Annotated in this window: 14 protein-coding genes; 10 read left to right on the forward strand and 4 right to left on the reverse strand. The window is 72.7% G+C overall.

The features are described from left to right. Window positions 1-150: 150 nt before the first annotated feature. Genes H343_RS0100860 through H343_RS0100870 form a run of 3 tightly spaced genes read right to left on the reverse strand, consistent with a single transcriptional unit; the run spans window position 151 to window position 3,646 of the window. The gene (locus H343_RS0100860) at window positions 151-1,038 is read right to left on the reverse strand and encodes an SDR family oxidoreductase (protein WP_028429595.1); all 888 of its coding nucleotides are present in this window, start codon (window positions 1,036-1,038) and stop codon (window positions 151-153) included. After that, the gene (locus H343_RS0100865) at window positions 1,035-2,063 is read right to left on the reverse strand and encodes an alpha/beta fold hydrolase (protein ID WP_028429596.1); all 1,029 of its coding nucleotides are present in this window, start codon (window positions 2,061-2,063) and stop codon (window positions 1,035-1,037) included. Before H343_RS0100865 ends, H343_RS0100860 begins: the two co-directional genes overlap by 4 nt. Further along, window positions 2,063-3,646, reverse strand: a complete 1,584-nt coding sequence (locus H343_RS0100870) for a flavin-containing monooxygenase (protein WP_028429597.1) — start codon at window positions 3,644-3,646, stop codon at window positions 2,063-2,065. Before H343_RS0100870 ends, H343_RS0100865 begins: the two co-directional genes overlap by 1 nt. 207 nt (window positions 3,647-3,853) lie before the next feature. On the opposite strand from H343_RS0100870, the gene H343_RS28140 reads away from it, so the two are divergent. From H343_RS28140 to H343_RS0100920, 10 genes are all read left to right on the forward strand, one after another. Beyond that, a complete protein-coding gene (locus tag H343_RS28140) occupies window positions 3,854-4,759 on the forward strand; it encodes a MerR family transcriptional regulator (protein ID WP_078504900.1) in 906 nt (301 codons plus the stop codon). Between the two features lie 904 nt (window positions 4,760-5,663). Continuing rightward, window positions 5,664-6,680, forward strand: a complete 1,017-nt coding sequence (locus tag H343_RS0100880) for an aminotransferase class I/II-fold pyridoxal phosphate-dependent enzyme (protein WP_486586735.1) — start codon at window positions 5,664-5,666, stop codon at window positions 6,678-6,680. Window positions 6,681-6,982: 302 nt separating this feature from the next. Next, window positions 6,983-8,017, forward strand: a complete 1,035-nt coding sequence (locus tag H343_RS0100885) for a polyprenyl synthetase family protein (protein ID WP_028429599.1) — start codon at window positions 6,983-6,985, stop codon at window positions 8,015-8,017. A gap of 13 nt (window positions 8,018-8,030) precedes the next feature. After that, a complete protein-coding gene (locus H343_RS28145; protein ID WP_199778844.1) occupies window positions 8,031-9,263 on the forward strand; it encodes a UbiA family prenyltransferase in 1,233 nt (410 codons plus the stop codon). Between the two features lie 10 nt (window positions 9,264-9,273). Continuing rightward, entirely contained in the window at window positions 9,274-11,100 is a 1,827-nt protein-coding gene (locus H343_RS28150; RefSeq protein ID WP_051264495.1) for a prenyltransferase/squalene oxidase repeat-containing protein, read from the forward strand. Next, a complete protein-coding gene (locus H343_RS0100900) occupies window positions 11,093-12,454 on the forward strand; it encodes an FAD-dependent oxidoreductase (RefSeq protein ID WP_028429600.1) in 1,362 nt (453 codons plus the stop codon). The genes H343_RS28150 and H343_RS0100900 overlap by 8 nt, the downstream gene beginning before the upstream one ends. A 99-nt stretch (window positions 12,455-12,553) precedes the next feature. Then, window positions 12,554-13,420: a TauD/TfdA family dioxygenase gene (locus H343_RS0100905; protein WP_028429601.1), complete on the forward strand. Its 867-nt coding sequence runs from the start codon at window positions 12,554-12,556 to the stop codon at window positions 13,418-13,420. A 337-nt stretch (window positions 13,421-13,757) separates the two neighbouring features. Next, the gene (locus H343_RS0100910) at window positions 13,758-14,594 is read left to right on the forward strand and encodes a Scr1 family TA system antitoxin-like transcriptional regulator (RefSeq protein WP_028429602.1); all 837 of its coding nucleotides are present in this window, start codon (window positions 13,758-13,760) and stop codon (window positions 14,592-14,594) included. Between the two features lie 287 nt (window positions 14,595-14,881). Beyond that, window positions 14,882-15,010: a hypothetical protein gene (locus H343_RS35725; protein WP_486586736.1), complete on the forward strand. Its 129-nt coding sequence runs from the start codon at window positions 14,882-14,884 to the stop codon at window positions 15,008-15,010. A gap of 1 nt (window position 15,011) precedes the next feature. Beyond that, a complete protein-coding gene (locus H343_RS0100920; protein ID WP_028429603.1) occupies window positions 15,012-16,115 on the forward strand; it encodes a methyltransferase domain-containing protein in 1,104 nt (367 codons plus the stop codon). Window positions 16,116-16,293: 178 nt separating this feature from the next. On the opposite strand, the gene H343_RS0100925 is transcribed toward H343_RS0100920, so the two are convergent. Beyond that, on the reverse strand, window positions 16,294-17,295 hold the full coding sequence (locus tag H343_RS0100925; RefSeq protein WP_028429604.1) for a sulfotransferase family protein: 1,002 nt from the start codon (window positions 17,293-17,295) through the stop codon (window positions 16,294-16,296). Window positions 17,296-17,492 lie beyond the last annotated feature (197 nt).

Consider the following 17,492-nt stretch of genomic DNA (forward strand, 5'->3'; position numbering starts at 1 on the left):
GGATCAGGATCTTGCTGAGGTGCCCTGGTCGGGCGTGACCGATGTGTTGATCGTTCGTGTCGTGTGGACCGGGCGTGCCGGGCCGGCCGTGCTTCCGGCCCGGCACGCCTCCGCGGCGCGGCGCCCCCCGAGGACGTCACACCACGCTCTTCACCGCTTCGCGGCCCGCTCCCCCTCGTCGGCGGCGCCACCCGCGCCGACCAGGCCGGTGCTGGTCCCGGCCGAGGAGAGCCGGGGCTCGAAGCGGCGCATCTCGCGCTGCCCCACCAGTCCGATGACCGGGGGCAGATATCCGCGGACGCCCTGCATACCGCGCAGCCACCACTGGCCGTACACATGGTGCGAGCGGCGTTCGATCCCGGCGACGAGGCGGTCGACGGCCGGGCCCAGCGGGTAGGTGCGGTTGGCCGGCCACGGCAGCCGCTTGCGCAGGTCGCGCATCACCTCGTCCTGGTCGGCGCCGCGCACCATGTCGGTGTCGGTCCAGGAGAGGTACCCCACTCCGACCCGTACGCCCTTGTGCCCGACCTCGGCGCGCAGACAGTGCGCGAACGCCTCCACCCCCGACTTGGAGGAGCAGTAGGCGCTCATCATGGGCGCGGGGGTGATCGCGGCGAGCGAGGCGATCTGCAGGAAGTAGCCGCGGGAGTCGATGAGCGCGGGAAGGAATGCGCGGCCCGTGACCGCTCCGCCTATCAGGTTGACCTCGATGACGCGGCGCCACGAGTCCGGGTCGGAGTCGGTGAACGGACCGCCGGTGGCCACGCCCGCGTTGGCCACCACGATGTCCACCCTGCCGAAGTGGTCCCGCACTTCGGACGCGATCCGCGTCATCGCCCCGTGGTCGGTGACGTCACCGTGCCAGCACGCGGTCTCCGTGCTCAGCGACGCGCTGACCCGCTTCAGCTCCTCCGGCTCCAGGCCGACCAGGGCGACCCGCGCGCCGCGCGCCGCCAGCTTGCGCGCCAGCAGTTCGCCCACGCCGCGGGCGGCGCCTGTGACGACCGCGACCTGTCCGTCCAGACTGCGACGACTCACGAAGTCTCCTCCTTGTCGGCTGTCCGCGCTGACCGCGCTGACCGCGGCTGCGGTGTGTGGCCTGTCTCCACGGATTCCTCCGCCCCCGCCGTTGCCGTCTCCACGGGGGCGAGGTGATCGCGTACGAGCTCCCTCAGCACCCCGGTCACTTCCTGCGGGCACTCGACCGGGGTCATGTGGCCGCGGCGTGGCAGTTCGTGCAACGCGGTGCACGACGGCAGCGCGTCCGCGAGTTCGTGGGCGAGAACGGGCGGTGTGAGGCGGTCGTGCGTACCGGTGATCACGGCTGTGGGGGCGCTGAGCGACGCCACTCCCGAGGCGATGTCGAGCCCGGCCAGCACCGCTCCCCAGCCCCCGCGCTCGCGCGGGCGGCAGGCGTGCACGATCCGGGTGACGGCCGTGACCTGCTCGGCGGTCGCGTCCGGTCCCATCGTTCCGTACTTCAGGGCCTTCTTCGTCAGCGGTGAGACCGGTCCCAGGGGAAGCTTCGAGCGCACCAGGAAGCGGTGGGCGCGGATGCGCGCGGCCTGCGAACGCAGCGGCAGCACGCGCGACTCGGACAGCAGCCGCTGTGCCCCGGTGTTGCACAGCATCACCGCGGCGGCCCGCTGCCGGAGCTGCGTGCGTCCGGCGGCGGCGATCAGGGTCATCGCGCCCATGGAGTGCCCGCCGAGCACGGCCTGTTCGCCGGGTTCCAGCGTGGCGTCCAGTACGGCGCACAGGTCGTCGGCGAGCAGGGCCGGGCTGTAGGCGTGGACGTCCGCACCGGGTGTACGGCCGTGTCCTCGCTGGTCGTACGCGATGACGCGGTGACCCGTCGCCGTCAGCTCCCTGATGACGGGGGCCCAGAAGGCCACTTGGCACGTCCAGCCGTGTACGAGCACCACGGCGGGGTCCGCCTCACGTCCGTGGACCTCGGCGTGCAGCCGTGCCCCGCCGGCGGAGGTGACGGTCAACTCCTTTGCCGCGGGCGGCAGGTCGTAGGGTCCGGCGGGCCTGCCCGCGGACGCTGTCAGGCGCGCCATCAGCCCTCCTCCGCCGCGTGGAAGGCGGCGGCCGCCCTGCCGCGTCCCGCCGTGGCCCGCACACCCGCGCCGCCGGAGGCGGCCGTGCCCGGCGCGGGACGGCGCATCACGTCGTACTCCTCCAGGCGCACCTCCCGGGTGACGCTTCTGAACTCGGCCGTGGTGCCGGGCCACACGGTCGTGTTGCGGCCGTTGGCGTCCAGGTACCAGCTGTCGCAGCCGGTGTTCCACACGCTGCGCCGCATCCGGTCCTGGATGTGCGCGTTCCAGGCGTCGACGGCCTCGGGACGGGCGTCGAGCGCGACCTTGCCGTGCGTACCGCCGAGGGTCTCCAGCTTCTTCACGTAGTCGGTCATGTAGTTGAGCTGGGCCTCGATCATGAGGATCATCGAGCTGTTGCCAAGGCCGGTGTTGGGTCCGATGACCGTCATGAAGTTGGGGAAGCCGCTTGCGGAGCAGCCGCGCAGCGCCTCCATGCCGTCCGACCACTCCTCCGCCAGGGACGTCCCGTTCGCGCCCTTGATGCGCTGTGCGATCGGCATGTCGGTGACGTGGAACCCGGTGCCGAAGATGACGGCGTCCACCTCGGCCTCGGTGCCGTCGGAGGCGACGAGGGTGTTGCCGCGTATCTCCTTCAGCCCGGAGGCGACGAGATCGACGTTCGGCCGGACGAGCGCCGGATAGTAGTTGTTGGAGAGCAGGATGCGCTTGCAGCCGATGCGGTAGTCCGGTGTGAGCTTGCGCCGCAGCAGGGGGTCCTTGACGGCGCGTTTCATGTGGGCTGAGGCCAGCTTCTCGACCAGCCCCAGCACGTTCGGGTGCTTCGCGAAGGCCGAGACCTGCAACTCCCTGATGCCCCACAGCAGTTGACGCCGCAGATAGCGGGTCGCGGGGATTCGGCCGTGGAGTGCGTGCTCGAAGCGTGTGATCCTGCGGTCGGCCCTGGGCATCACCCACGCCGGGGTGCGCTGGAAGAGGGTGAGGCTCTCGACCTCCGGCTGGATGGCGGGCACCACCTGGATCGCGGAGGCGCCCGTCCCGATGACGGCGACGCGCTTGCCGCGCAGGTCGTAGTCGTGGTCCCAGCGGGCGGTGTGGAAGACCTTGCCGCGGAAACCCTCCAGGCCGGGTACGTCCGGGATCTTCGCGTCGGAGAGCGGACCGGTGGCGCTGACCACGAAGTCGGCGGTCAACTGCCGTCCGCGGCTGACGGTGATGTTCCAGTGCAGCACCTCGGGGTCCCAGCTCATCAGTTCGACCTCGGAGTCGAACCGGATGTGCTGCCGCAGCCCGAAGGTGTCCGCGACGTTCTCCAGGTAGGCGCGAATGTGCTCCTGTCCGGAGAAGTTGCGCGGCCACTCGGGGTTGGGCGCGAAGGAGAAGGAGTACAGGTGCGAGGGCACGTCGCACGCGCACCCCGGATAGGTGTTGTCGTGCCAGGTGCCGCCGACCGCCTCCCTGCGTTCAAGGACGACGAAGTCGGTCACTCCGGCGCGGCGCAGCCGCACGGCGGCCCCCAGGCCGCCGAATCCGGATCCGATCACCGCCACCCGTACGTGCTCGTGCTCGCGCTCGGCCGCCATGCGCCGCCTCCCGAGGTCTTCTCTGCCGGCGTTCTATCGCGCCAGTAATCACTGGCACGATTGGAGCCTAGAGCAGAGAGATACCGATGGGTAGGGGGCGGACGCCGGAAGTTACCGCCGGTTGCACCACCGGCCGGGCATCCGGGGCCCCCGTCCGCACGCGTACGCACGGCCGGTACGGCCGATTCCCCTGGTTAAGCTGCCAAGGTGACCGACGACGGAGAGCGAGCACAGAGCACGGAACCGGACGGCGCGGGCGGCACCGGTCACTCCGACACCGGGGGCGGCCCCGGTGAGGGCGCCGTACCCGAAGCGGAGAAGCGCGAGTTCCGCACTTCCGAACTGGCCGAGCTCGCCGGGATCACCACCCGCACCCTCCGCTTCTACCGCGAACGCAAACTCCTGCCTCCGCCGCGCCGCGAGGGCCGTATCGCCTGGTACGACGAGCACCACCTGGCCCGGCTGCGCACCATCTCCGGCCTCCTCGCCCGCGGTCACACACTGGGCGGGATCGCCGATCTGCTCGGGGCGTTCGAGAGCGGACGCGACTCGCACGGGACGGCCGAACTGCTCGGCCTCGAATCACCTCTGATCAGCGCGCTGTTCGCGGAGGAGACGCCGATCCGGCTGACGCCCGAGGAACTGGCCGACCACTACCAGGGCGAGGTCACCGTCGAGAACCTCGCCGCGTCCCTGGACATCGGATACATCGCCGTGGACGGCGACGAGTTCGTACACGTCAGCCGCCGACTCCTGGACGCCTCCTCGGAGTTGGTGAAGAAGGGCATCCCTCTCGCCGCGGTGCTGGACGCCGGACGGGAGCTGCGCGCGCACAGCGAAGCGGTCGCGGACGTCTTCACCGACCTCTTCCGCACCCACCTGCTGCCCGGGGCACAGGCCGCCGCCCCCGACGGGCTCGACGCCGAATGCCTCAACGACCTGCTGACCCAGCTCCGTCCCCTCGCCAAGCAGGTCGTCGAGGCGGAGCTGGGGCTGGCGCTGGACCGCCGCGTACGGGCGGAGATCGAGCAGTGGATGGACGACGGCGGCCGGGCGGGCGGCGGCAACGGGGACGGGGACGGCCCGGAGCCCGGCACCCCGGGCGGGGCCTGACCCCGGGTCACTCGCGTCGCCGGCGCGGGGCGGCGACCGGGGCGCCGGGCGCCGGGCGCCGTCAAATTCTGCCCTCCTCCTCACCGAGCCGCGATCCGGAATACGGGGTTGCCGGTTGCGCTGTACGGGCGTTGCCGGGCACTCCTCGGGCGGGAACGGGCCCGTTCGGGCCCCGTCCGGGCAACGGGCGTGCGCCCCACCGTGGACACCGTTCCGCCCGCCGGACCGCGGGAGGGCGCTGGAGCGTGCCGCACCGCCCGCATTGCCGCACTCACGCACAGAACGAGAAACACGGGTGCAATACAGGACGGAAGAATCCGGCGGCATTCCGCCACCGCAGACGAACGCCACGGCGGCCCCGGGCAGCGGGAATTCATCCGGACGGCACGGAAAAAGAACATCATTCGCGTACCGTGCCGCCTCATCCCGGCGCCACATTCCGGACACACGACCGGAACGGACAGCAGAACCACAGCATTCCCCCGTGTCCGGGCCGGCGGGACCGGCCCGTCCGGCGGCGCCTCGACCGGGACGTTCCGCGGACAGAACGGAGTGCCGCGCGAACGGGACGGCGTGCGCGGCGGGCACCCCGCAGCCGTTCTCACCAGGGACGACAGGTCCGGCCGTACCCGGACCGGGCGCGGCCGCTGCGCCGGGCACCACACCCGCACATGCGCGCGGCCACCGCATATCCCCGTAACGCGTACCGGAAATGGAACGGTTGACGAGCGCGCCGTCCCTCATCAGAATCATGCACGGCCTTCGCGACGCTCATTCGGTCGGCAACCGGTACTCCGGTGTTCTCCGTCGCCCGGCCGGGACGGACCGGTGGAATTCCTCCGATGATCCTCTGCGGATTGGACGGAAAGTGCACGAAGAAGACGGCTGGAACAGAATGCAGCCGATGGCCGGTCCCACCCCGGTCCAGCACCAGATGTCTCTGAACGAGACATTCTTCCCGCCGACCCCGGGTGTGCTGCGGGCCATCCGCGAAGCGGCCGAGGAGTCGCACCGCACGCTCGACGCGCTTGCCACGGGCCTGGCGGGCGAGATCGCCAAGCACTACGGGGTGCCCACCGGTGACGTCCTCGTCGGACCCGGTTCCGCCGTGCTGCTCCAGCACCTGTTCAGCACCCTGACGGGGCCGGACTCCGAGACCGTGCACGCCTGGCCCTCCTGGGAGGCGTACCCGATGATGGCGGCCAACGCGGGTTCCGCAACCGTGCGTGTACCGCTGCGCGAGGAGACCCACGACCTCGACGCGATGGCCGGTGCCGTCACCCGGCGGACCCGCATGGTGCTGCTGTGCAACCCGAACAACCCCACGGGTACGGCCGTACGGCACAGCGACGTGCAGCGGTTCCTGGACCGGCTGCCGCCCGACGTGGTGGTCGTCATCGACGAGGCCTACCGGGACTTCGCCGACACTGACGCGGTCGCCGAAGGCATCGAGCTGTACCGGAACGACGAACGCGTCTGCGTGGTACGCACGTTCTCCAAGTCCTACGGGCTGCTCAGCCAGCGCGTGGGCTATCTGATCGGGCACGAGAGAACCCTCGAACCGCTGCGCGCCCTGCAGTTGTTCGTCCGCGTCAGCAACACCGCGCAGGCCGCGGCAGCCGTGGCGCTGTCCGAGGAGACGGAGATCAGGCGCCGCCGGGACGTCACCGCCGCGGAGCGGGAACGGCTGCGGGAGCTGCTGCTGACGCAGGGCTGGACGGTGACGCCCAGTCAGGCCAACTTCCTCTGGCTGCCGCTGGCCGAGGGCGTGGAGGAGTTCACGCAGCACTGCGCCGACCACGGCGTGCTGGTGTGCGGAAAGCCCGGCGAAGGCATCCGCGTGACCATCGCCGAACGCGAGGCGAACGACGACTTCGCGGAGCTGGCCGCCGCGTTCCGCGACCGGGGAAGCGGACCATGACGGCGCCGGCCCGCGGCCCCTGCCGTGCTTCGCCGCCCGCCGGGGCGTCCGGTCCGGGCCGCTCGACTCCCCGCCGGCTTCCGGGCATCGCCGCCCGGCACCGCCGCCGTGGCGGGGGCGGTGAGCGCGGAGGCGGACAGCCCCAGACCTGCGGCTGACACGACGCGCGACACGGCTTACGGGGGAACGGAACACACGGCGGACGCGAAGAGGCGTCCGCGAACCGGGCAGCCGCAACCCAGGCAGCCAGGCACAAGCAGACGGACGGCGGCCCCACCGCCGTCCCGGAAGTGATGGCCCCCATGACACCCCCCGACTCGACGACCCGGGACCACCCGGTCCCCGCCGGCCTCCCGGAAGCACCACCCGGCGCGGGGCCCACTCTCACGCTGCTGCTGCGGGAGCTGGGCCGCCGCTGGCCGGACGAACTGCCCGACGTGGACGGCGTCTCCCGCCACGCTCTGCTCCCGCCGGGAAAGCTGCTGCGCCCGCTGCTGGTCGTCGAGTCGGCGTCCGCCGTGGGCGGCGATCCCGAGAAGGTGCTGGCAGCCGCGCTCGGACTGGAATACCTGCACGTCGGCTCGCTCGTCCACGACGACGTCATCGACGGGGACGCGGTCCGGCGCGGACGGCCCACCGTGACCGCCCGTTACGGGACGCCGGAGGCCATAGTGGCCGGGGACTCCCTGATCATCGGGGCGTTCGCCGCGGTCGCGGAGGAGACGGATCTGCCGGCCGAGCGGCTGCTTGCCGCCGTGCGCTGCGTGTCGCGGGCAGGTGTCGACCTGTGCCGAGGCGAAGCGCTGGAGGCGGAATTGTGCGGCGACGCGGGGTGCGGGATGGACCGCTATCTGCGGATGATCGCCCTCAAGACGGGCGCGCTGTTCCGCGGTGCCTGCGGCACCGGCGTGCTGCTGGGCGGCGGCACCGCTCAACAGGAGCGCGCCGCCACGGGTTTCGCCGAGCACCTCGGGCTCGCGTACCAGATGGCCGACGATCTGCTGCCCCACACCAGTGACGTCACCGCCAGCGGCAAGTCCGCCCTCAGCGACGTCGCCAACGGCAGGCCCACCTTCCCGGTGCTGATGGCTCACCGGCTCGCGGGGCCCGCGGGCCGCCGGCGTCTGGAGGCGGCACTGCTCCCCGGCACGCCCGCCGCCGAAGCACACGAGACCGTACGGGAGTTGCTGGAGACCACCGGGGCGCTGAAGGCGGCGCGGGAGAGAGCCCGCGGTGAAGCCGCGTCCGCGGAGGCGTGCCTGGCGGAACTTCCCCCTTCACGGTCGCGCGACGTGCTCGCGGGCGTGGCGCGGCGGTCCGTGGACCGGGACCGGTGAGGGAAGGCGAACGATGGGGAACACAGGCACGGTCAGGACGGCCGCCACCGGTGGGCGCGAGGGCGCGGACCCGCACGCGGGCACGGGCACGGGCGAGGTCAGAGACGCGGACGCGGGCGGGACCGCGGAGTCCGGGGACCGGCGCGGCGGGGCCTGGCGTGCCCATCTGGAGACGTGGCGCCCCTACACCCTGGCCTATCCCGGGCTGGTGGGCCTGACCGGTGCGGCACTGAGCAGCGGCCACGCGGACGGGAACCCCACGGTCGGACGGCTGCTGGTGGCGTGGGCGGCCCCGACGCTCGGCTGGATCAGCGGCCACTACCTCGGCGACTTCTCCGACCGTGACCTGGACGCAGTAGCGAAGCCCCAACGCCCCCTGCCGTCCGGGCGGTTGAGCCCGCGCACAGCCCTGGTGTGCGGGGTCCTGTGCGCCGTCGCCGCGGCGTCGGCGGCCGCACTGGCCAACTGGCGTGCCGTGCTGCTCGTTGCCGCCGCGATGCTGGGCATCGTCGCCTACAGCAACCTGCTCAAGGGGCGCGGCCTGTCCGGCAACGCCGTACGGGGCGCGCTGACGGCCACCACCGTCGTCTTCGGCGCGATGACCGTGAATGTGCTGCCGCCGTGGCAGGTGCTGCCGTTCGCCGCGGCGTTCTGGGCGCAGGACACGGCCTCGAACCTGGTGGGCACGCTGCGCGACGTCGAGGGCGACCGGCGGGGCGGCTTCCGGACCGTCCCCGTGCGGCGGGGCATGCGCGTGGCAGTACGAACAGCGGCGCTGCTGCACGCCACCGCGCTCCTCACCGCTCTGGCGGCGCTGCCGCTGCTGCCCGCCGGCCTTCCGGGCGCCGGGGTGCTGATGCTGTGCGCGGCGGGGTGCGGCACCGCCGCGTTCCTGCCGCTGCTGCGTGACGGGACGGCCGCGGTGACGCCCAGGCGGGCGCTGCGGGCGCACGAGATCCTGGTCGCCGAACGCCTCGTGCTGGCCGGGGCGTTGCTCGCGGGGAGCTGGACCCTGCCTCCCGCGCTCGCGGTGCTCGTGCCGCTGCTCGCCGTCAGCCTTCTCGCCCAGTCCCGGATGCGCTCCGGGCACGAGTTCCCCGAGGACTCCCGCGGCACCGGCACCGGCACCGGAACCGGAACCGGAACCGGAACCGGCACGGGCAGCGGCGGGCCGGCCCGCACCGGCGCCGTGCCCGCCCCCGCGTCGGCACCGGTCCTCGGGCCGGACGAACCACACGAGAGGTGATATGAACGTCATGCCTGGTCCCGGCCTGAGCGAACGGGTGGGCGCGGCCGTCACCTCCGGCGCCGAGGCTCTCCTCACCCGGCAGAACGAGGACGGAGTCTTCGTCCCCGGAGGTGACCGCTTCTCCCCCGCCAACACCGCCGCCGCGCTCATCGCGCTCCACCACGCCGCCCCGGACGGGGCCGGAGGCCCCGCCGACCCGGACGGCGTCATCGCACGCGGCGTGATGCGGCTGTGCGCGTCCCAACGCGCCGACGGCGGCTGGGCGATGGCCGGCGTCCCCACCGAACTGCTCACCACCGCGGTCGTCACGGCGGCACTCCGGCTGACCGCCCCGGACGAGGCGGCCTCGGCCGTCCGGGCGGGCACCGCTCTGATCACCCGGCTCGGCGGGCCCGAGACGCTGCCCGAGCCGACGATGACGCGTCTGGTCGCACAGTTCGACGCCCTGGGAGGTGCCGGGGACGCGGCCGCACTGCCGAGGCTGCCGCTGGAACTCCTGCTGCTGCGCGGCCCGGCCCGCAGGCTGCTCAGCCTCCGTCTGCCGATCTTCGCGAGCACGGCGCTCGGTCAGGCGGCGCACCGGCCGCAGGGGCCGGTGCGTGCCCGGCTGAACGCCATGCTGCGGCCCGCCGCGCTCGGCATCGTCCGGGAGGCGTACGAACGCGAGGGCGCGACGGGCGAGTTCAGTACCGATCCATGGCTGACGAGTCTGATCTCCCTGGGCATCACCCGGTCGGGGCTCGCACCCGACATCTCCCGCGCCTCCGCCCGACGGCTGCGCGCCATGGCACGTCCGGACGGCTCGTGGGATCTGATGCCGCTCGATGTGACCTGGTCCGCCTTCGCCGTGTCGGCGCTCTTGGAGGCCGGCTACGCCGCAGACGAGAGGCTGGAGCCGACGCGTGCGATGTTCCACGCACGGCAGGCCGCGGAGCCGTTCGCCGCGCTCGGCTGCCCCGCCGGCTACTGGGGGTTCTCCAGCGCGGCGAGCTGGCCGATGTCCCTGGAGACCGCCGAGGTCAGCTCGGCGCTGCTGCGGCTGCCGGGCGGCGCGCACGACGAGCACGCGCGCCGCGGTACGGAATGGCTGACACGGATGCAGGACTCGGCGGGCTCGTGGAGCCTGGCCGTACGCGACAGCAGGCCGGGTGGCTTCGGCCCCTGCCCGCATCTGACGGCGAAGGCGGTACGCACGCTGCTGGACGCGGGGGTGCCGCCGGCCGACCGCCGGGTGACCAGGGCACTGCGCTGGCTTGCCCGGAAGCAGCGCGCGGACGGCTCGTTCGAGGTGCAGTGGTACCGAGGGCCGGTGCCCGGTACGGCCGTCGTGCTGGAGACGTTGTGCCGGGCGGGCAGCGGTGGCGGCCCGGCCGCGCGGCGTGCACGGGAGCTACTGCTGCGCACGCAGCGCGCGGACGGCTCGTGGTCCGCGGGACGGGACGACGAACCGGAGGGCACGGCCGGCGCGGGCGGCACGGAGGTACCGGGCGCGGGCGGCACCGTCGAGGAGACGTCCTGGGCGCTGCACGCCCTCCTGACCGCGGGAGCCGACCCCTACGGCGACGAGGTCGCGGCGGCTGCCCGCTGGCTGGCCGGCACGCAGTGCGGGGACGGCAGTTGGCAGGGCGCACCGGTCAACGAGTACGTACGGGGCTGCTTGCGCTACGCCGACGACGCGATCGCCTCCGGCCTGGCCGTACGGGCACTCGCCCGCCTGCGCTCCGCGATGTCCGGGAACGGCGCGGCGCCCGGGGCGGTCTCCGGCGCGGCACCCGGCACGGCACCCGGCCCGCTCCCCGGCGCGGCTCCCGCGGGGAAGGAAGCACATGAGTGACAGCTACGACGTAGTGGTCTGCGGCGCCGGAGCGGGCGGTCTCGCCGCCGCGCACGCCCTGGGCGGGCTCGGGCTGCGGGTCCTGGTGGCCGAGAAGCAGCGGGCGCGGCGTCCCGTGGCCAAGGGCGAGGTTCTGCAACCGGGCGCACTGCGCGTGCTGCGCCGATGGGGCACCGAAGCCCTGCTGACGGGCCGGTCCGCCGTACGGCTGGGGCGGCTGGTCGTACGCGACCCGCACGGCGTACCGGTGATGGCTCTGGACTACGGGCAACTCCCGGACGGGGACCGGTCGTTGCTCGCGCACGACCATCTGGCCGTCCTCGACGCGCTGACGGCCGGGCTCGGCCCGCGCGTCGAACTGCTGCGCGGCGTACGCGTCGCGGAGGCGCTGCGCGACGACTCCGGACGGGTCGCGGGCGTACGGCTGGAGGAGGGCGGCCGGGAGCGGACGGTCCACGCCCCGCTCGTCGTCGCCGCCGACGGCATCGGCTCCCGGCTGCGCCGGGACGCGGGCATCGGCGGCAGCCGCAGCGAGTACCCGCACCGGCTGGTCTCCTTCGAGCTGGAGGGCACGTCCCGTCAGCCCGGGGACTTCTCGGCCTACCTCACCGACCGTGGTCTGCGGCTGGTCTACCCGCTGCCGGGCGGCCGGGTCCGGCTGTACGTGCAGGCGCGGAGCGACGAGCTGCGCGGACTGGACCGGGAGGCCACCGCACGGTGGGCCGCGCAGGCGGTAAGTGAAGTGCCCGACCTCGAACCGCTCGCCGGTGCGGTGCGGGCCGCCGCCGGGACGCGGCAGATGTTCCCCGTCGCGCGCTTTCTTGCCGAGCGGCTGGCCGTACCGGGTCTCGCGCTCGTCGGTGAGGCGGCGTACGCCGTGCATCCCATGGCGGCGCAGGGAATGAACACGGCGATCACCAGTGCCGCCGCGCTGGCCGACCAGCTCGCCGCACGGCTCGACGCCCCACTGCAGGAAGCGGCACGGCGGGACGTGGAACGTCAGGACGCCGCACGGCAGGAAGGGCCGGTGTCCACGGCCGGCTCCCCTCCGGAGGGGCTGACACCGGCCAAGGTCGACGCCGCCCTGCACTCCTACCAGGACGAACGTCTTCCCGTGCTCGCTCACGCGGCACGGACCAGCGACAACGCCGCCCGCATGGTCACCGACCTGTCCCTGCCCGGACGGCTGCTGGGACGCCGTGCGGTGCGCTGCACGGGCGCCAACCCCCGGCTCCTGCACACGATCACGTACAACATGGCGGGCCTCGGTCCGCGCCCGCTGACGCTGCTCGACCGTCTGCACCAGATCGGGCTGCTGCCCGACCCCCGGGCCCACAAGGTCCCTCCGGCCTGAACCCCCGCTCCCCGTCCCCGGCGGCAACCGTCCCGCCGACCAACCGTCCCTGCGTCCGCGCTCACCCCACCTGCCCCCCGACTGCTCCAGGAGGACCCCATGTCCGCACAGAAGAACGAGATACAGGTACGCCCCGTCTCCGGCTCCATCGGCGCCGAGCTGCACGGCGTGGACCTCACGGCCCTCGACGACGATCTGTTCGCGCAGATCCGCGAGTTGCTGCTGCGGCATCTGGTCCTCTTCATCCCCGGCCAGTCCCGTCTGACGCCCGAGGCGCACGTCGCGCTGGGGCGCCGCTTCGGCGAGGTCGAGGTGCATCCCTTCCTGCCGAAACTGGAGAGCCACCCGGAGGTGACCCTCATCGAGTCCGACAAGGGCGGCAAGGCCGACGAGTGGCACATCGACGTGACGTTCAGCGCGAACCCGCCCGTCGCCTCGATCCTGCATCTCGTGACCTGCCCCGAGGCCGGCGGCGACACCATGTGGAGCAACCAGTACCTCGCGTACGAGACCCTCTCCGAACCCTTCCGTGAACTGCTCGACGGACTCACCGCCGTGCACGTGCTCGACGCGCCGGAGGTGGGCAGGCTCTCCGCCGAACACCCCGTGGTGCGGGTGCACCCGGAGACCGGACGGCGCTCGCTGTACGTCACGCGGATGTGGACCTCGCACATCCCGCAGCTCAGCCGCAACGAGAGCGACGCGGTGCTCACACACCTCTTCGAGCACTCCGAGGACCCGCGCTTCCACTGCCGCTACCGCTGGGAGCCGGGCGCGGTGGCCATCTGGGACAACCGGGCCACCCAGCACAAGGCCATCAACGACTACCAGGAGTACCGCAAGGGCCAGCGCGTGACGGTCCTCGGCGACCACCCCACCGGCTCCGCGCCGCGCTGGAAGGCATACGAACGCCGGGGCGACGAGCGCTACTACCCCCGCCGCGCGAACGCGCGCAGCGGCTACTGAGACGAGGAGGAGCATCCGCAACACCTGCGTCCGCGCCCGGAGTTCACCCTGGGCGTGACCTCGCCGGAGCCGTCCTCGTAGTTCGCCCTTCGGCCCGTCGCCTGTGCACGGCAGGGCTCGGGCGACATTCCGCGTCACCGTGCGCCGTCCTCACGCTCTTCTGTACCGCTACGGTGCGCAGCATCCTGGTAGCTCAACGAGAGGGGAAGGCATGTCGCGACGCATCCGCATGGTGGGTTCCGGCTCGGGCAACGACGGCTGTCCCACGCTGTAGGTGCAGGAAGCAGCCTGGCATCGCGCCGTCCCCGACGACCAGGCGCAGCGATAACTTCCACGTGTGAGTACCGACTTCCAGCGAGCACGGGTGGCCCTCGGCGCACGACTGCGTGAACTGCGCGGAGGAACCACCGGGCGCGCCCTGGCCGACAGGATCGGCTGGCCACAGTCGAAGGTGTCGAAGCTGGAGACGGGTCGCCAGACCGCGACGCCCGCGGACCTGAAGGCGTGGGCGGAGGCCACCGGACACCCGGAAGCCGCGGACGAACTCACCTCACGCCTGAGCGGGTTGGAATCCCGCTCGCGGTCCTGGCGACGGCAGCTCGCCGCCGGGCACCGGCCGGTGCAGGACGCACTCACCGCCGAGTACCAGCGCTCGACCACGCTGAGGGCGTGGCAAGGCTCCATGGTGGTGGGCATGCTCCAGACCGCGGAGTACGCCCGCGCCGTCTTCACCCGCTGCACCGACCTGCGGCAGTCCGTACGGGACGTGGACGACGCCGTGCGGGCCCGTCTGCGACGGCAGGAAGACCTATACACCCCGGGTCGGACGTACGACATCGTGCTGTGGGAGGCGGCTCTGCACTCCGCCGTGTGCCCGCCCGAGGTGCTGGCCGGCCAACTGGACAGGCTCAGCGGGGTACTGGGGCTCGACACTGTCCGTCTCGGCATCGTGCCGTTCGGCGCTGCGATGAGGATTCCCCCGGCCAACGGGTTCTGGATCTACGACGAGCGGCTGGTCATCGTCGAGGACTGGCACGCCGAGCTGTGGCTGGACGACTCCGAGAACATCGCCCTGTACCTGCGGGTGTGGGAAATGCTGAGGTCGTCGGCGGTGTACGGCGCCCGGGCGCACCGGCTCATCACCCGGGCGAGGGCGCAACTCGACCTCTCGTGAGCAAGGTTGAGAATCACCGCGCCCCGCTGGCGAATATTCGGGAATCACGGCCCCGCGTGACTGCCGGGACTCCCTATGGTCCTGCTCATGGACACGGGAGTGCCCTGGCCACGGGACGGCGGTCCGTCCCGCGTGGCTGCCGTCGGACGATCGCTGCTCCGGCGTCGGCCGCGGGGGGTGTCCCGGGACGGGGCCCCTCACGGATCCGGCTGCGACAGGTGCTGCCTCCGGGGGAGGCGCCCTGCCGGGGCTGACATCAGCAGGGCGCGACGAGAGGAGGGAACCGCATGATCACCTGCGTGGAGACCGACGGCGGCAAGCACGGTGGCGAGCCGTCCGACAGGCCGTGGACCCCGCCACCCGAGCCTCCGTCACCCGACGGCGACGGTCCCGGCCACAGCGGGGCCGGCGTCTGATATGAGCAGCACAGCCCATCCGGGGCACGCCGCGCTCGTCCGCCTGTTGGGCGGGCGCGGTCTGCTGACCCCGGAGGGGCGCAAAGCGTGGGAGGCCGTGCCGCGGGAACGGTTCATCCCGCCGCGGATCTGGCGGCAGGACCCGGGGCGCTGCACGCCGGTGCGCCACGAGTGCGACCGCATGAAGCTGATCCACAGTGATCGGCCCGTGGTGACGCAGGTGGATGACGGGAAGGCCGGCGGGCCCGGCGTCGCCACCTCGTCGAACAGCATGCCGTCCATGGTCGCGCACATGCTCGGGCTGCTCGACGTCCGCGACGGAGACCGGGTGCTGGAAATCGGTACCGCAACCGGCCACGTCGCGGCGCTGCTGTGCGAACGGCTCGGAGACGGGCAGGTGTTCAGTGTGGAGCTGGACCCGGAGCTGGCGGAACAGGCGCGGGAACAGCTCGCGATGGCCGGATATGAGCCAACGGTGGTGTGTGGCGACGGCGAGCACGGCTGTCCGGAGGCCGCACCGTACGACCGGCTGATTGCCACTTGTGCGCTGAGGCATGTGCCACTCGATCTGGTGGCTCAGGTGAGACCGGGCGGCATCCTGGTGGCGCCGATGGCGCGCGAGTTCTGGTCCGGCGCCGTGGTCCAGCTCATCGTGCAGGACGACGGCACCGCGGCCGGGCACTTCCGCGGCGGTGCCTCGTACATGCCGATGCGGTCACATCGGCTGCCGCCCGCCCCTTCGGTGGACCAGGAAGAGCCGCCCCGAACCGTGCAGGCGGCAGTCGACCCGCGGTCGCTGCTCACCCTCGGCTTCGCTCTGTACGGCGGAGCACGGCTGCCGGAGGTGAAGTTGGTTCACGCCCGGACCGGGGCCGGGTGCCGGGTGTGGCTGATGGACCGGGCAGGCTCCGGCGCCATGGCTGACGCCGATGCTGCGGTGTGGCAGTACGGGCCGCGCGACCTGTGGTCCGAGGTCGAGGCGGCGCACCGCGAGTATGTCGGCCTCGGCAGGCCGGAGCCCCATACGTTCGGCCTGACGGTGGGGCTGGGCGGGGAAGAGGTGTGGATCGGCGGACCGGATCAGGTGATCCGGCCCGTGCGGTGAGACGGCCACAGGCACTCGCCTGTTGCCGGGCACCGGGCGGGGGTCCGGCCTGCGGCTGCCCGTGTCTCCCCGTCGCGGACGGCCGGAGCCCGCCGCACTTCCTGGGGCGGCAGCACCCAGAGCAGACGGGCGCCAGGAGCGTGCTGACGCATTCGCGACCGCCCGCAGGCCGGCCTGCTCAATCGGCGTCCCGGCCCAGTGCGGCCGTGCCCGGGGCGCAGGCGGCCCGCAGGCGGGCCAGTTCGTCCCGCGGCAGCGTCCCGGCGGCACCGCTGCGGGCGCCGTCGAGCAGCCGTCCCGCCGCCGTCAGCCAGCCGGTGCGGGGCCGTACTCCGATGTGCCGTGCCAGTGCGGTCAGTTCGCCCTCCGGGTTCTCGAGGAGGTCCTCGTACGACAGGGACGTACGCAGCCCGGCCGGGACCTCCTCCAGCACGGCCAGACCCTCGGTGATCATCCCGCTCCACAGGTCGCCGAACCGCTCCACGGGCACCGGCACGTCCAGCGTGCCTCGCAGGTCGAAGGTGTCGTCCGCGAGCAACTGCCCCAGGTCGCCCGGCAGATCCCGTTCGCCTGCGGCGGCGCGCGCCGCGACCTGCACCAGCCGGAAACCGGCATGGCGGCTCATGGACAGCGCGCAGTCGGGGCCCGAGCGGTGGAGGTGGACGAAGCGTGCATCGGGGAAGACGGCCCGCAGCCGCGGCACCGAGCGCAGAGAGAACCCCGACCGCTCCACGACCACCCTGGTGCCGAACCGCTCCGAGAGCACCTCGAACAGCGCACGGTAGTGCACGGCCACCGGCGCCCTCTCCCTTACAGAGAGCACGGGCTCCAACTCGTCGTACAGCGCGTCGGGGGTGTCGGAGAGGTGCGGCAGTGTGGTCAGCGAGATGGCGGGTATGCCCTCCGCCGTGCTGAAACGGCCCCCCGGCACGCGCGGATAGAGGTGCTCCGGCAGCGGCGTGCCCTCGCGGGTCATCCGGTCGGCGAACGTACGGGGGGAGGAGAGCAGCGACCAGAACTCCGCCCCCGTCAGGGGCTCTTCGGGCAGTGCGCCGGGCTCGACGGAGGCGATCAGCTCGCTCAGGCTGAGGACGTCCGGATGCAGGCGCAGCACCTGCGAGAGGGCGGTCGAACCGCACCGTCCGGTGCCGACGACGAAGGTCAGGGGTCGTTGCGCCATGTCTCTCCCGCATCCGGCGGCCACGCCCGGTGGCCGGTGAGGAGCACGCACCGCCGTGGTACGGCACGCACTGTGGGCGGTCGCCCTGCGGCGAAGCCGCGAGCCCGCGACGCCGCGCCCCCGCAATCCGCGAAAGTCCGGCCGCGCGGGAACGGCAGCCACGGAAGGGCACGCTATCCGTCAGGCGTCCGGCCCGC

Source organism: Streptomyces sp. TAA204 (assembly GCF_000424965.1).